The sequence below is a fragment of the Xanthomonas sp. WHRI 6106 genome (genome assembly GCF_040202405.1).
Lineage (GTDB): Bacteria > Pseudomonadota > Gammaproteobacteria > Xanthomonadales > Xanthomonadaceae > Xanthomonas > Xanthomonas cannabis.
The window spans coordinates 24,186-38,674 of record NZ_JBEGFC010000001.1 but is presented as its reverse complement, the minus strand read 5'-3'; the positions used below and the strand labels follow the sequence as shown (position 1 = coordinate 38,674).

General features: G+C 65.3%; 11 protein-coding genes, 1 other RNA gene and 1 pseudogene. 7 read left to right on the top strand and 6 right to left on the bottom strand.

All coding sequences use genetic code 11. From position 1 onward, the window contains the following. Positions 1 to 2: 2 nt before the first annotated feature. Positions 3 to 1,099: pseudogene (locus ABQZ09_RS00240) on the bottom strand (sulfate ABC transporter substrate-binding protein). A gap of 92 nt (positions 1,100 to 1,191) precedes the next feature. Here ABQZ09_RS00240 and kbl point away from each other — a divergent pair. Beyond that, positions 1,192 to 2,400 (top strand): glycine C-acetyltransferase, encoded by a 1,209-nt coding sequence (gene kbl / locus ABQZ09_RS00235; protein ID WP_349775813.1) that lies wholly within the window; start codon positions 1,192 to 1,194, stop codon positions 2,398 to 2,400. Between the two features lie 2 nt (positions 2,401 to 2,402). After that, positions 2,403 to 2,807 carry an HNH endonuclease gene (locus tag ABQZ09_RS00230; RefSeq protein WP_039413178.1) on the top strand — a complete coding sequence of 135 codons (405 nt, stop codon included), beginning with the start codon at positions 2,403 to 2,405 and terminating at the stop codon, positions 2,805 to 2,807. Here the strand turns inward: ABQZ09_RS00230 and ABQZ09_RS00225 are convergent. From ABQZ09_RS00225 to ABQZ09_RS00215, 3 genes are all read right to left on the bottom strand, one after another. Next, the gene (locus ABQZ09_RS00225) at positions 2,746 to 3,606 is read right to left on the bottom strand and encodes a pseudouridine synthase (RefSeq protein WP_349775812.1); all 861 of its coding nucleotides are present in this window, start codon (positions 3,604 to 3,606) and stop codon (positions 2,746 to 2,748) included. The two genes, ABQZ09_RS00230 and ABQZ09_RS00225, sit on opposite strands and share 62 nt — an antisense overlap. Before the next feature lie 19 nt (positions 3,607 to 3,625). Next, the gene (locus tag ABQZ09_RS00220) at positions 3,626 to 4,126 is read right to left on the bottom strand and encodes a hypothetical protein (RefSeq protein WP_039413182.1); all 501 of its coding nucleotides are present in this window, start codon (positions 4,124 to 4,126) and stop codon (positions 3,626 to 3,628) included. A gap of 200 nt (positions 4,127 to 4,326) precedes the next feature. Then, positions 4,327 to 5,424, bottom strand: coding sequence for an OmpA family protein (locus tag ABQZ09_RS00215; RefSeq protein ID WP_029219243.1), 1,098 nt, complete (start codon positions 5,422 to 5,424; stop codon positions 4,327 to 4,329). A gap of 414 nt (positions 5,425 to 5,838) precedes the next feature. Here ABQZ09_RS00215 and ABQZ09_RS00210 point away from each other — a divergent pair, with 414 nt between their 5' ends. The 3 genes from ABQZ09_RS00210 to ABQZ09_RS00200 all read left to right on the top strand — a co-directional run bounded on the left by ABQZ09_RS00210 (position 5,839) and on the right by ABQZ09_RS00200 (position 10,233). Continuing rightward, entirely contained in the window at positions 5,839 to 6,861 is a 1,023-nt protein-coding gene (locus ABQZ09_RS00210; RefSeq protein ID WP_349775811.1) for a zinc-binding alcohol dehydrogenase family protein, read from the top strand. Between the two features lie 265 nt (positions 6,862 to 7,126). Then, a complete protein-coding gene (locus ABQZ09_RS00205) occupies positions 7,127 to 9,160 on the top strand; it encodes an oxidoreductase (protein WP_349775810.1) in 2,034 nt (677 codons plus the stop codon). 611 nt (positions 9,161 to 9,771) lie between these two features. After that, the gene (locus ABQZ09_RS00200) at positions 9,772 to 10,233 is read left to right on the top strand and encodes a cell wall hydrolase (protein WP_039413190.1); all 462 of its coding nucleotides are present in this window, start codon (positions 9,772 to 9,774) and stop codon (positions 10,231 to 10,233) included. A gap of 90 nt (positions 10,234 to 10,323) precedes the next feature. Here ABQZ09_RS00200 and ABQZ09_RS00195 read toward each other — a convergent pair whose 3' ends face one another. Beyond that, the gene (locus tag ABQZ09_RS00195) at positions 10,324 to 12,159 is read right to left on the bottom strand and encodes a chloride channel protein (RefSeq protein ID WP_349775809.1); all 1,836 of its coding nucleotides are present in this window, start codon (positions 12,157 to 12,159) and stop codon (positions 10,324 to 10,326) included. Positions 12,160 to 12,527: 368 nt separating this feature from the next. Between ABQZ09_RS00195 and ABQZ09_RS00190 the strand changes: the two genes are divergently transcribed. Continuing rightward, positions 12,528 to 12,602: non-coding RNA, sX9 sRNA (locus ABQZ09_RS00190), on the top strand. A gap of 38 nt (positions 12,603 to 12,640) precedes the next feature. After that, complete coding sequence (locus tag ABQZ09_RS00185) at positions 12,641 to 13,255, top strand: glutathione binding-like protein (RefSeq protein WP_039413192.1); 615 nt, start codon at positions 12,641 to 12,643, stop codon at positions 13,253 to 13,255. 189 nt (positions 13,256 to 13,444) lie between these two features. Here the strand turns inward: ABQZ09_RS00185 and ABQZ09_RS00180 are convergent, their stop codons facing one another. Then, a complete protein-coding gene (locus tag ABQZ09_RS00180; RefSeq protein ID WP_039413194.1) occupies positions 13,445 to 14,431 on the bottom strand; it encodes a malate dehydrogenase in 987 nt (328 codons plus the stop codon). Between the last annotated feature and the right edge of the window lie 58 nt (positions 14,432 to 14,489).

Genomic DNA, 14,489 nt, shown 5'->3' with positions numbered 1-14,489 from the left:
GGCTACTTCTTGGCCTGGATCTGGTCGAACAGACCGCCGTCGGCAAAATGCTCCTGCTGCGCCTTCTCCCATGAGCCGAACGCCTGCTGGATGGTTACCAGCTTGATGTCCGGAAACCTCGCCATGTCGGCCGCATCGGCAAATTCAGGATGCCGCGGGCGATAGAAATGCTTGGCTGCCAGCTTCTGTCCCTCGGGCGCATACAGATAGCGCAGGTAGGCTTCGGCCACCTCGCGGGTGCCACGCTTGTCCACGTTCCTGTCCACCAGCGCCACCGACGGCTCGGCCAGGATCGACAGCTTCGGCACCACGATCTCGAACTTGTCCTTGCCCAGTTCCTCGCGCGCCAGCAGCGCCTCGTTTTCCCAGGCCAGCAGGACATCGCCGATCCCGCGCTGGACGAAGGTGGTGGTAGCGCCGCGTGCACCGGTATCGAGCACCGGGACGTTACGGAACAAGGCCTGCATGTAGCGCAGGATGCGCTCGCGGTCGCCCTTGAAGATATGGTCGGCATAGGCCCAGGCGGCCAGATAGTTCCAGCGCGCACCACCGGAGGTCTTCGGATTCGGCGTCACCACCGCCACGCCCGAGCGCAGCAGGTCCGGCCAGTCGTGGATATTTTTCGGGTTGCCCTTGCGCACTAGGAACACGATGGTCGACGTGTAAGGGGCGCTGTTGTCCGGCAGCCGCTTTTCCCAATCGCTATCGATCAGCTTGGCCTTTTCGGCAATCGCGTCCACGTCGTAGGCCAGTGCCAGGGTGACCACATCGGCTTCGATGCCGTCGATGACTGCCCGCGCCTGCTTGCCCGAGCCGCCATGCGAGGTTTCCACGGTCACCGTGTCCTGTGGATGCTGCTGCTTCCACTGGGCTGCGAAGGCGGCGTTGTAGTCGCGGTAGAACTCGCGGGTGGGGTCGTAGCTCACGTTGAGCAGCCCGATGTCACGCGCGCCGGCCGGGCCAGCCAGCGCCAGTAGCGTGCAGAACAGGGAAGCAAGACGGATACGGGGGTGTGTCACAACGATCTCCTGGCCGGTGGGCGCAGCTGAACAGCAAGCATGCCATGCTGCGCAGCGGCACGCAGGCGGTGAAATGACATCCGCGCCGCCGCTTATGCCGATTTTGCATGACGTAGTGGTATGCCATTGTGATCGTTAACATTGCGCTTCTTTCCTTGCCACAGCGACCGCCATGACCCGTCCGCCTGCCGCGCTCACCGCCCACTACGCCGCCGAACTGGAGACCCTCCAGTCCCAGGGCCTGTTCAAGTCCGAGCGCATCATCACCGGCCCGCAGTCGGCCCGGATCACCCTCGCAGACGGCCGCAGCGTGCTGAACTTCTGCGCCAACAACTACCTGGGCCTGGCCGACCACCCGGACATCATCCAGGCGGCCAAGGACGCGCTGGACACGCATGGCTTCGGCATGGCGTCGGTGCGCTTCATCTGCGGCACCCAGGACCTGCACAAGCAACTGGAACGCACCATCGCCGAGTTCTTCGGCACCGAAGACACCATCCTTTACGCGGCCTGTTTCGACGCCAACGGCGGCCTGTTCGAACCATTGCTTGGCGAAGCGGATGCCATCATTTCCGACGCGCTCAACCATGCCTCCATCATCGACGGCGTGCGCCTGTGCAAGGCCAAGCGTTTCCGTTACGCCAACTGCGACATGGCCGACCTGGAAGCGCAACTGCAGGCCGCCGACGCGGCCGGCTGCAAGACCAAGCTGATCACCAGCGACGGCGTGTTCTCGATGGACGGCTTCATCGCCCCGCTGGACGAGATCACTGCCCTGGCCCGCAAGTACAACGCGCTGGTGCACATCGACGAATGCCACGCCACCGGTTTTCTCGGCGCCACCGGCCGCGGCTCGGCCGAGGTCAAGGGCGTGCTGGACCAGATCGACATCTTCACCGGCACCCTGGGCAAGGCCATGGGCGGCGCACTGGGAGGCTTCACCACCGCAAGGCGCGAAGTGATCGAACTGCTGCGCCAGCGTTCGCGACCCTACCTGTTTTCCAACTCGCTGCCGCCGCACGTGGTGGCCGCCGGCATCAAGGCGTTCGAAATGCTGGACGCGGCCGGCGAGCTGCGCACGCAGCTGGTGGACAACACCCGCTACTTCCGTGAGCGCATGACCGCGGCCGGCTTCGATCTCAAGCCCGGCGTGCACCCGATCAGCCCGGTGATGCTCTACGACGCGCCATTGGCGCAGAAGTTTGCAGAGCGCCTGCTCGAGGAAGGCATCTACGCCATCGGCTTCTTCTTCCCGGTGGTGCCCAAGGGGCAGGCGCGCATCCGTACCCAGATCAGCGCCGCACACACCCGCGAGCACCTGGATCAGGCCATCGATGCCTTCATCAAGATCGGCCGCGAACTGGACGTCATCAAGTCCTGAGCATGCGCACGGTCCTGCGCCAACGGCTCCTGCTCGCGGCGCAGACCGATGCCCAGGCGCAGCGGCTTGCCGATCGCTGGGAAACCCGCTGCCTGCATTGCCGGCGGCGCCTGCAGGTCCGTGCCGACGGCGAGCCGCTCGGCCACACCACCCTGGAACACGTGGTACCGCAGGCCTGGTTCGGCCGGCGCGCCGCCGCCGCGCTCTGCGCGCTGGTGGGTGACGCCCCCAATGACGCACGCAATCTCGCGCTGGCCTGTGCCAGCTGCAACCACGCCAAGGGCAGGCGCCATGACGCCAACGGTGCTGGCGATGCGCGCGCCGTCGAAGTGGTCGGCGCCTTGCTCAGCGCGCGCCTGGCGCGCTGGCGGGAGCCGACATCAGCGCCCGGACTTCCGCCGCACTGAGCTCGCGCCAGGCGCCCTTGCCCAGCGCCCCCATTGCCAGCGAACCGATCGCCACGCGCACCAGCCGCAGCACACCGATATCCAAGGCCGCCAGCAGCCGGCGGATCTGCCGGTTGCGGCCTTCGTCCAGCACGATTTCCAGCCAGGCATTGCGCTCGCCTTCGCGCAACAACCGCACCTGTTTGGCGCGCAGCAACACCCCGCCGCCGTCCAGGTCGGGGTCGATCACTCCGGCCTGCAGTTGCGCCAGCCGCTCGGCACTCGGGCGGCAATCGATCTGCACGTGATAGGTCTTGTCCGGCCCGCTGCCCGGGTCGGTCACTGCCGCAGCCCATTGCGGGTCATTGCTGAAGAGCAACAGCCCCTCGCTGGCCTTGTCCAGCCGCCCCACCGGCGCGATCCACGGCAAACCGGCGCCATCGAAGCAGCGGTAGACGGTGTCCCTGCCCTGCTCGTCGCGGGCCGTGGTCACCACACCGCGCGGTTTGTTGAGCATCAGGTACAGGCGCGCAGGCCCGGCCAGCGGCTGCCCATCGACGGTAATGGATGCCTGCTGGTCGGTGCGGATCGGAAACTCGGGGTCGCGGATCACCCGCATGGCGACGCTGACCCGCCCATCGGCGATCCAGCGCGCCGCTTCGGTGCGCGAACACACACCCAGCTTGGACAACACCCGCGCCAGCCCATGGCGTGGCGCAGAGTGATCGGCACCTGCAGCCGATGCACGCACGCCGCGCACCGGGGCCGCCGGGGCGCGCTGACGAGGCCGGGACGTCGCCGGCGGTGGTCGCCGGGTCATGCCGTCCCGACCGTGCGGCTTACTTGGTTTCGACCGGCTTGACGTCGGCAGCAGGCGCAGCCGGCGCCGGTGCGGCCACCGGACGCGCCTTGACCACGCGCACGCCGCGCGCCTTCATCCAGGCATCGAATTCTTCGGCGGTCATGCGCTTGCCGTTCTGGCTCATGTCAAAGCGCCACGGCGTGTTGTCGAAAGCGGTCGTGGCCTTGTAGGCCGCCGGATCGTTCGGGTTGACGGTGCCGCCCGGTGGAATGACCTTGGCCAGGTCCTGGCAGCCTTCCACGCGCAGGCGCAGCAGCACGCGGTCGACCGATTGATCACTGCTATACGGCTGTGCCAGCACGCCGGTGGGCATGCCCAGCTGCACGCTGCGGGCATAGAACTCGGCAGCGGCCGGTGCGATGACGGTGGCGGGCAACGGCAGCGGCTGGGAGACCGTGTTGCCGGCGCAGTTCGGTGCGGCGTAGGCGGCGGGAATCAAGGCGAGACAGAGCAATCCTGCCGAAGCGGTACGCAGCATCGTGGTTCTTCCAGTAAGAGTGTGGTGTCGACGCGGCGAGTGTAGGCAGCGATGAACGCTGTTTCAACAGGAACCGCATATCGATGGCAACGCAGACAGCATGGCGATCCGGCTGCGGCTGAATTCGGGAGTTTTCGGTTCACACATAGACAAAACCCGGCACGAGGCCGGGTTTTGTATGAAGCAAGCCAGCGGCCAGATTAGTTCTGGACGTTCAGCTCGGTACGACGGTTCTTCGCACGGCCTTCCGGATTGTCGGAACCATCCGGGTTGGCGTTCGGAGCAATCGGACGGCTCTCGCCGTAGCCGATCGGGCCGACCAGACGCGACGCATCAACGCCGTTCTTGGTCAGGTAGTCGTACACGGTGGTCGCGCGACGCTCGGACAGCTTCTGGTTGTACGCGTCGGTACCCTTCGAGTCGGTGTGACCGGCAACCTCGACCTTCAGGTCGGGGTAACGCTTCAGGATCTCGGTCGCTTCGCTCAGGATCGACACGGCATCCGGACGCAGGGTCGACTTGTTGAAGTCGAAGTTCACGCCCTTCAGGTCGATCGAGACAGGAACCGGGCAACCGTCCGGACCGATGGTCTGGCCAGGCTGCGAGTTCGGGCACTTGTCGTCGCAGTTGTTGACGCCGTCACCGTCGTCATCCAGATCGGCGCAGCTCGGAGCAACCGGAGCCGGAGCCGGCGGCGGAGCGGTCGACGGAGCCGGTCCCAGCGGGATCACGACGCCGACCGAAGCCAGCACGTCGCCGAACCAGTCTTCCTGCGGAGCAGCAACGCTCTGGTCGTTGAAGTCGGCGCGGTAGGCCAGTTCAGCACGCACGGCGACGCGCTTGTCGAAGGTGGTCTGCAGACCGACACCAGCCTTGGCGGCAAAGTTGCCGTCCTTCTGCTGGCCCGGCGACACCGGGTTCGGGGTCGCGTCGAATTCTTCTTCCGAACGCTGGTAGCCCAGACCGAACAGCAGGTAGGGGTTCCAGCCGCGGCCTTCCTGGATGAAGTGGCGACGCAGGTCGAACGAGATGCCGTACTGGCTCCAGTTCTGGTCCTGGTTGGCGTCGAAGTTCGGGTTCTGATAGTTCAGTTCACCGTCGATCGACCAGTTCGGGCTGACGAACTTGCCCAGGCCCAGGGTGACGAACGGAGCATCATTGGTCAGGCGATCGCTGTCCTGGAAGTTGAAGCCAGCGCTACCGGTCAGGTACCAACGGTCATCGAACTCCTGCGCGGAAGCAGCCTGGGCCACTGCCAGACCGCCGAGCAACGCGGCAGTGAGAATTTTCTTGTTCATTTATACAGCTCCTTCTTTGGGAGATAAAACCGATAGAGGCGGTGTTCTTGGTAAAGATGCTCGTCACATCCAGAGCCATCGGGGCGCAGATTAAGCCGGCCTCGGTGAAGATCGCGTTAACGGTCATATAACATGTGAAAGCAATCGCCAGGGCCGCCGAGCCCATTCGATATTACGTATACAGTTTCATGAAGAAAAGGGCCCGGCGCTCACTTTCGCTTATCGGAACACATGAACATCAGCCGAATCGGCGCGATTGAAGACGGTTCCATTCAAGGCACCTTCGGGTGCCCCGACGTGGCAGGAAAACCACATAGGTGAACGCCAGGCCCCGTGCGAGCTGAATTGTGGGGTGCGTGGTTGCAGCGCACTGACTTCACAACGCACCCTGAACTTCCCATCAGGAGCATCCCGATGAAAGCCGTCGCCCTCACCAGATCCTTGCCGATCGACGACCCTGCATCACTGCTTGACATCGAGCTACCAAGCCCCGGGGCGCCCTCGGGGTATGACTTATTGGTACGGGTGGAAGCGATCTCCGTGAATCCGGTCGACACCAAGGTACGCGCGTCCACGCCGCAGGCCTTGCCCGAGCCGATGATCCTGGGCTACGACGCGGCCGGAGTGATCGAAGCGGTCGGTCCGGAGGTCACCGCGTTTGCGGTAGGCGATGAGGTGTATTACGCCGGCGATGTCGGCCGGCCGGGCAGCAACGCGCAGTTCCAGTGGGTGGATGCACGCATTGCCGGCTGCAAGCCGACCTCGCTCAGCTTTGCGCAGGCAGCGGCATTGCCGCTGACCACCCTGACGGCCTGGGAGCTGCTGTTCCAGCGCATGCCCTTCGCCTTCGACGGCGCGCGTCAACGCGGTCGGCACCTGTTGATCATTGGCGGCGCTGGTGGCGTTGGATCGATCGCGATCCAGTTGGCACGGCATGCCGGCTTCACGGTGATCGCGACTGCATCGCGCCCGGAGAGCATTGAATGGGTCCGGCAGATGGGCGCTCATCATGTGATCGATCACCATCGTCCGTTGCACGCGCAGTTACAGGCACTGGGCCTGCAGACCTTGGACGCGGCGCTGAACCTGGCCGATACCGACCGCTACTGGCAGCAGTTGGGCGAAGTCCTGGCACCGCAAGGGCATATCGGCCTGATCGTGGAGCCGCGCGGTGCGCTGACCATTGGCGGCCCCTACAAGTCCAAGTGCATCGGCATCCATTGGGAGCACATGTTCGCGCGGGCGCGCCACGCGACCGACGACATGGTGGAACAGCACCGCATCCTCAACCGCGCCGCGAGCCTGATCGATGCCGGCGAGCTACGCACGACGCACACCGAGACGCTGTCGCCGATCAACGCCGAAAATCTGCGCCAGGCGCATCGGCGCCTGGAAAGCGGCAGCACGATCGGCAAGCTGGTGCTGGCCGGCTGGTAACCGCATCGGTGGCTGCGCCGCAGCTTGCACGGCGGCGGCAGTGGATGCGCTGCACGCTGCCGACGCCTGCCATCCGGTGACAACGAGCGCCGGGATCTGGCCCGCTGCGGCTGCGTGGGCAGACGGTACGCAAGAAGGCGGTAGCGCGCACGGAGGGCGCGATGGTGCCTGCGGTGCTGTCGCGACGCGAAATCCGCTACCGGGGCTTGCCGCCACGCCCGTTTGACGGCATCGTGCGCACTCCGTACGCCAGCGTATCCATCTCATGTCGCCCGCCACCGGCCCTTCCGCCTTCCCGCACCTGTTCACCCCGCTCGATCTGGGCTTCACCCAACTGCGCAACCGGGTCCTGATGGGCTCGATGCACACCGGGCTGGAAGACCGCGCGCGCGATTTCCCCAAGCTGGCCGCGTATTTTGCCGAGCGGGCGGAGGGCGGTGTCGGCCTGATCGTGACCGGCGGTTTCTCGCCGAACGTGGTGGGCTGGCTCAAACCTTTCGGCGGCAAGCTGTCGTGGCCCTGGGAAGTACGCCCGCATCGCCAGGTCACCCGGTCGGTGCACGCGCACGGCGCCAAGATCTGCCTGCAACTGCTGCACGCCGGGCGCTATGCCTACCATCCGTTGTCGGTGGCGCCTTCCAAACTGCAGGCGCCGATCAATCCCTTCACCCCGCGCGCGTTGTCGGCATCGGCAGTGGACCGGCAGATTGCCGCGTATGCCCGCGCAGCGCGGCTGGCACGCGAGGCCGGCTACGACGGCGTGGAGGTGATGGGATCGGAAGGCTATCTGATCAACGAGTTCACCGCCGCGCGTACCAACAAGCGCAGCGACGCCTGGGGCGGCGACGCAGCCAAACGCATGCGCTTTGCCGTGGAGATCGTGCGCCGCATCCGCGAGGCCTGCGGAGAGGACTTCATCATCATCTACCGATTGTCGTTGGTGGACCTGGTCGAGGACGGCAACCAGTGGCAGGAGATCCTGGCACAGGCGCAGGCGATCGAAGCGGCCGGCGCGACCATCATCAACTCCGGCATCGGCTGGCATGAGGCGCGCATTCCGACCATTGCCACCTCGGTACCACGCGCCGCATTCGCCAGCGTGACCGCAAAGCTCAAACCGCACCTGCGCATTCCGGTGGTGGCGAGCAACCGCATCAACATGCCGGAGGTGGCCGAGCGCATCCTCGCCGACGGCGCGGCGGACATGGTGTCGCTGGCACGGCCGTTGCTGGCCGACCCGCAGTGGACCAACAAGGCGCGCGCCGGGCAATCGCACACCATCAATACGTGTATCGCCTGCAATCAGGCGTGCCTGGACCATGTGTTCGAAAACAAGCTGGCCACCTGCTTGGTCAACCCGCGCGCCGTGCACGAAACCGAGCTGGTCTACGCACCCACGGCCACGCCCAAGCGCATTGCCGTGGTCGGCGCCGGACCCGCGGGCCTTGCGTGCGCGACGGTGGCGGCAGAACGCGGTCACCGGGTGACGCTGTTCGATGCGAGCAGCGCCATCGGCGGCCAGTTCAACGTGGCAAAACGCATTCCCGGCAAGGAAGAATTCACTGAAACGCTGCGCTATTTCAGCCACCGCATCGAGGCCACCGGCGTGCAGCTGCGGCTGGAGACGCGCGTGCAGGCAGACAACCTGCAGGACTTCGACGAGGTGGTGCTGGCAACCGGTATCGAGCCGCGCAAGGTGGACTTTCCCGGCGCCGATCATCCGATGGTGGTCAGCTATCTGGACGTGGTGCTGGGCCGCCACGTCGCCGCCGGCAAGGTGGCGATCATCGGGGCCGGTGGAATTGGCTTCGATGTCGGCGAATTCCTGGTGCATGAGGGTGCGTCGGTATCGCTGGATCCACAGCGCTGGATGGCCGAATGGGGCGTGGATCCGACGTTCGAGGCTCGCGGCGCGCTGTGCAAACCGCAGCCCGAGCGCCCTGCCCGCCAGGTCTGGCTGTTGCAGCGCAGCCCCGGGCGCCCCGGCGCGCGGCTGGGCAAGACCACCGGCTGGATTCACCGCGCAACGCTCAAGGCCAAAGGCGTCAAGATGCTCGGTGGTGTGGAGTATCTGGGGGTGGACGATGCCGGCCTGCGCATCCGCGTGGACGGCAGCGAGCAACTGCTCGACGTGGGCACGGTAGTGGTCTGCGCCGGGCAGGAGCCGCGGCGTGAATTGCTTGCCGCGCTGCAGGCCAACGGTCAGCAACCGCATCTGATCGGCGGCGCAGACGTGGCCGCCGAACTGGATGCCAAGCGTGCCATCAACCAGGCCAGCCGACTCGCTGCCACGTTGTAAACAACCCAACTCGAACGACGCCGGTGCGCCGAGAGCTGCCCTCACACCGTGGCACAGCTTCGGTCATTGCGCATCTGACGATAAAGCGCATGCGGCTTCTGCCTGTAAGCGGAACGCGTCCTTGCCGACGTAAGTGGTTTCGTCGTGCGCCGTGCGCGATGACATCGTGCGTTGCAACGGTCTCGTGTGACAGAAAAGCGCGCATGCGTGTTCGCTGCCGAACACGCAATGCGTGCAGGCCGTGTGAACTAAAAAGTAGCGCGCGCCATCGTGCTTGCGCTGCATCGCCTGCCGTTTCGCAACGCGCGCGTGTCGCTCCGTCAATGCGACGCGTGCGGCGTGTTGCGATGCGTGAGCCGACACCGGCGCAACGTAGGCGCAGCCGCGCTGACGCTGCGTCAACCCTGCCCATTCAGCCACGATTGTGTGATCGGCGCCTACCTTGCGCCAACTTTTTGACCCACCCACTTGGTGGGCACCTCCGGTAGATCTCTCTTCGCCGGAGACCGGGCGGCCCGTGACAGGTCGCCTCCCCATGACGCCAAGCCCTTCGCACTGGTGCACCCACATTGGGCGCTCTGCGGATCGGCCCATACGGAGCAAGGAGTTCTATGAAACTGGCTTGGATACTCTGGCTGTCGCAATTATTGCCGCAGCCTGCTGCAGATTCGTTGTGTTTGAGTACCACCGTCTATCTGGAAGCGCGCGACCAGACCTTGCGTGGCCAGCAGGCCGTTGCAGAAGTTGCGTTGCGTCGGCTGGACAGCGGGCTGTGGGGCGACTCGATGTGCCAGGTGGTGACCGCGCGCAAGCAGTTCGCACCCACCATCGTCTCTCCGGGTACGCAGTTGAAGAATGACGATGCCTGGAACAAGGCATTGGGCGTGGCCCTGGCTGCGGAGCGCAACTGGGCGTTGCCCGTGGGGCAGCGCAAGGAGATCGTGCCAGGCGCGAGCCACTTCGCCGCCAGTGCAATCGCCAGCCCGAGCTGGCGTAACGCCTATCAGGTTGCCACCATCGGCGACCACACGTTCTACCGCGTGCAGAAGCTGCGTCCGCGCACTGCGTCCTGACCGACATCCCTGCCTTGCAATGCGCTGCGGCGTGTCGTTACCGCCGCCCGCATGCACGCAGTGTTTGCCGCCGTTCCCACGGATAACGATCTACCGCATCGCGCTGCGTTTGATGTCGCGCGCTGCACGCAGGCGTCCGCGGTGCGCCGCCAGTAGATCACTGCGCGTGACGATGCCGAGCACGCGCAATGTTTGCGCCCCGTCGACGACCACCAACCGCCCCACCCCGGCATCGCTCATGTGATCGGCGGCATCGCGCAACGAATGCTCTTCACCGATCACCACCGGGGCGCGTTGCACGAGTGCGCAGAGCGGCAGATCGTCTGCGTGGCGGGAATCGAGCAGATCACGGCGTGTCAGCACGCCCCGCAGCGCAGCGTCGGATCCGATCACGGGGAAGCCGTGATGGGTGATGCCTGCTGCACCACTGCTCAACCACTGGCGTACCTCGTGCAGGGTTTGCGTCTCATGCAGGCTCACCACGTCGCGGCTGCACACGGTGCGCACGGCAATCTGATCCAGGTGATCCGCACTGTAGTCCGATGGAACGCGCACACCGCGACGCACGATTTTTTCAGTCATGATCGTGTGCCGCATCATCAGGCCCGAAACCAGATACGCCGCCGCGCAGGCACCCAACAACGGCACTAACCCCTGCGTTTGCTGCGTGGCTTCGAAGGCAAAGATCACCGACGCCAGAAATGCGCGTGATGCGCCTGCAAACATCGCCGCCATGCACACCAGTGCCGCCATTCGCGGATCCACGCCCAGGGCGGGCGCATACGTCGCCAACGCGATCCCCAGCACGCCACCCAAGGCGCCGCCGATGGTGAACAACGGTGCGAGCGTGCCGCCGGACGTGCCGCTGCCCAGCGCCACCGACCAGGACACCAGCTTGGCAACGCACAGCACCAGCATCGTACCCAGCCCCGCGCTGCCGCCCAGCACGAGAATGATGTTGTCGTAGCCCACACCCAACGTGCGCGGCACCCAATAGCCGACAATGCCGACGACCAGGCCACCGATCGCAGGCCACCACATCCAGTGCAGCGGAATGTGCTCAAAGGCGTCTTCGATGCCGTAGGTCAGACGCGTCACCCCAACGCTGATCGCACCGACCAGCGCGCCCATCGCGACATAGGCGAACAATGCGCTCAGCATCGCCGGCGGCAATGTCGGCATCGGAAATACCGGCCCGCTGCCTTCGAACACAGCATGCATCGCAGCGCCGACCATCGCAGCCAATGCCACCGGAATCAGCGAGCGCGCGCGGCGTTCGAACAGCAGCAATTCGATCGCCAGGACCACCGCAGCGATCGGTGTCGCAAAGATCGCGGCCATGCCTGCGGCTGCACCTGCGGCAAGCAAGGTCTTGCGCTCGTCGGCAGTGACATGCAACCGCTGCCCCAGCAGCGAACCGAGTGCGCCACCGGTGGCGATGATCGGCCCTTCCGCACCAAACGGCCCGCCAGTCCCGATCGCCACCGCAGACGATGTCGGCTTGAGCCAGGTCATGATCGGCGGAATGCGGCTGTCGTTGCGCAAGACCTGTTCCATCGCTTCGGGAATGCCGTGCCCGCGAATCGCGCGCGAGCCATGGCGAGCCATGATGCCGACGATCACTCCACCGAGCACCGGCACCGCAATGGCCCAGGCACCCAGTGCGTGTCCTGCCGGGCTGACCATCTCGGTGCGCAGGCGCCCGAAGTACGCAAGATTGGTCACCAGTCCGATCAACGCGGTGAGCACCTGCGCCACGCCGGCCACCACGAATGCCAGCATCACCCCCAAGCTGGCGATCCAGATCACGCGACGTTCCAGCGGTGGAGATTGCTGCGGCAAGTGGGCCTGCACCTGCGCGGTGCCCAACGCGGGGACAAGCGGAATCGCCACGCGTGATTGCGTGGTGTGAGCAGAGTCGTTCAAGGGGAAACGCCAGAAAATGCGACGCGGCAAAGGCTACGCCGATCACCTCGTAGTAGCTGGCTGGAACTTAAATCGGCGCGCGCACCGCATCGGCGAGGCATGTCGTTCGATCGAGCACGCGACCTCCCACGCGCCTGGCAGGACACCACGGCAAAGACGTCTAGCTCTTTCTCTCGTCGCATCGAGCCGGCGGCGCCCTACATGCGCCACCTGGCTCGCCTTGCGCATTCGCTGGCCACACGCAGCCGCCCGCACCACGCTCGCTGCTGGCCGGACGACCGCACGGCAGCGGCATACGCCCGCCTAAGAGCGGCTGACAACATCACCGTGCAGCCGCCAGGCGGGCGCGGTCGGCGCCCGGAATCGGCATGTACCACGCGTACTCCGGTCCCGAGCGCGCTGTCCACAGCTACCTGACGACTGCTCGCTACGTTCTGTTGGCTGCTCTAAGCTTGCGCACCTGTTCCTCATTGGATTGACCATGAAGCTTTACACCAAGCCGGGCGCCTGTTCGCTGGCAGATCACATCGTGTTGCGTTGGTCCGGGCTGCCCTTCGACCTGGTCGTGGTCGATGCAGCCACCATGAAGTCGCCCGAGTATCTGCGCCTGAACCCGGCCGGTGCGGTGCCACTGCTGGTCGTCGACGACTGGGCCTTGACCCAGAATGCCGCCATCCTCAACTACATCGCCGACATCGCCCCGCTTACCGGCCTGGGCGGCGATGGCAGCGCGCGCAGCCGCGCCGAGATCAACCGCTGGATCGCCTTTTCGAATGCCGATGTGCATCCGGCCTTCAAGCCCATCTTCGGCAGCACCGCCTATCTGCAGGACGAGGCCTTGATTGCGCGCAGCCAAGACGATGCACGCAGCAAGTTGCGCACGCTCTACACCCGCGTCGACGCACATCTGCAAGACCGCCAGTGGCTGGCCGGCGACAGCCATACCGGAGCCGATGCCTATCTGTTCGTGACGGTGCGTTGGGCCAACAAGGCAGGCGTGGATCTGAGCGGACTGAGCGCACTGGATGCCTTCTTCCAGCGCATGCAGGCCGACGCCGATGTGCAGGCTGCGCTGTCGGCCGAAGGCCTGGCGTAAACGCCACCGCTGCCTGGTGATGCGACGTGGCTGCCAGCGATGTGCATCGCCGAAGATGCACGTCGCAAGGCATCCCGCCTCAGGCGCACCATCGCCGCGCATCGCATCGCTTGTCGAGACCACCGGCATGCGGCCACAAAAAAACGCCGGGCAGTGCCCGGCGTTTTTTACTTGCGACACACGTATGAATCAGCCCAGCAGGTGCGACACGCCGCTGCGCTCTTCTTCCAGCTCGGCCAGGGTCTTGTCGATGTACTTCTGGCTGAAGTCGTCGATCGGCAGATCCTTGACGATGGTGTACTTGCCGTTTTCGGTGGTGACCGGGAAGCCGAACATCACGCCCTCCGGAATGCCGTAGGAACCGTCCGACGGCACGCCCATGGTGACCCACTTGCCGTTGCTGCCCAGCACCCAGTCGCGCACGTGATCGATGGCCGCATTGGCAGCCGACGCAGCCGAGGACAGGCCACGCGCTTCGATGATCGCCGCGCCGCGCTTGCCCACGGTCGGGATGAAGGTGGACGCATTCCATTCCTGGTCGTTGATCGCATCGCCGATGGAGGCGCCATCAGCGGTGGCGAAACGATAGTCCGGGTACATGGTCGGGCTGTGGTTGCCCCACACCACCAGCTTTTCGATGCCGCCGACCGGCTTGCCGAGCTTGGCCGAGAGCTGGCTCAGCGCGCGGTTGTGGTCCAGGCGCAGCATGGCGGTGAAATTCTTCGGGTCCAGATCCGGGGCCGACTTCATCGCGATATAGGCATTGGTGTTGGCCGGGTTGCCGACCACCAGCACCTTGACGTCGCGCTTGGCGACCTTGTTCAACGCCGCGCCCTGCGCGGTGAAGATCTCCGCATTGGCCAACAGCAGGTCCTTGCGCTCCATGCCCGGGCCGCGCGGACGCGAACCCACGAGCAGGGCGACATCGACGTCCTTGAACGCCACTTCGGCGTCGTCGGTACCGACCATGCCGGCCAGCAGCGGGAACGCGCAATCTTCCAGTTCCATCATCACGCCCTTGAGGGCGGCCTGCGCCTTCTCGAGCGGCAGTTCAAGCAACTGCAGGATGACCGGCTGATCCTTGCCCAGCATTTCGCCCGAGGCGATACGGAACAGCAGGGCATAGCCGATCTGGCCGGCGGCGCCGGTCACAGCAACACGAACAGGTGCTTTCATGGGATGTTTCCTCTGCTAAAAAGCGTTGGTGGGGGTGGCGCGCTGGCGGGGCCCAAGG

Coding starts and splice junctions, on each gene's coding strand:
- ABQZ09_RS00220 (WP_039413182.1), bottom strand. CDS start 4,126: ATGCTGCGTACCGCTTCGGCAGGATTGCTCTGTCTCGCCTTGATTCCC.
- ABQZ09_RS00210 (WP_349775811.1), top strand. CDS start 5,839: ATGAAAGCCGTCGCCCTCACCAGATCCTTGCCGATCGACGACCCTGCA.
- kbl (WP_349775813.1), top strand. CDS start 1,192: ATGACCCGTCCGCCTGCCGCGCTCACCGCCCACTACGCCGCCGAACTG.
- ABQZ09_RS00200 (WP_039413190.1), top strand. CDS start 9,772: ATGAAACTGGCTTGGATACTCTGGCTGTCGCAATTATTGCCGCAGCCT.
- ABQZ09_RS00225 (WP_349775812.1), bottom strand. CDS start 3,606: ATGACCCGGCGACCACCGCCGGCGACGTCCCGGCCTCGTCAGCGCGCC.
- ABQZ09_RS00230 (WP_039413178.1), top strand. CDS start 2,403: ATGCGCACGGTCCTGCGCCAACGGCTCCTGCTCGCGGCGCAGACCGAT.
- ABQZ09_RS00215 (WP_029219243.1), bottom strand. CDS start 5,424: ATGAACAAGAAAATTCTCACTGCCGCGTTGCTCGGCGGTCTGGCAGTG.
- ABQZ09_RS00185 (WP_039413192.1), top strand. CDS start 12,641: ATGAAGCTTTACACCAAGCCGGGCGCCTGTTCGCTGGCAGATCACATC.
- ABQZ09_RS00180 (WP_039413194.1), bottom strand. CDS start 14,431: ATGAAAGCACCTGTTCGTGTTGCTGTGACCGGCGCCGCCGGCCAGATC.
- ABQZ09_RS00205 (WP_349775810.1), top strand. CDS start 7,127: ATGTCGCCCGCCACCGGCCCTTCCGCCTTCCCGCACCTGTTCACCCCG.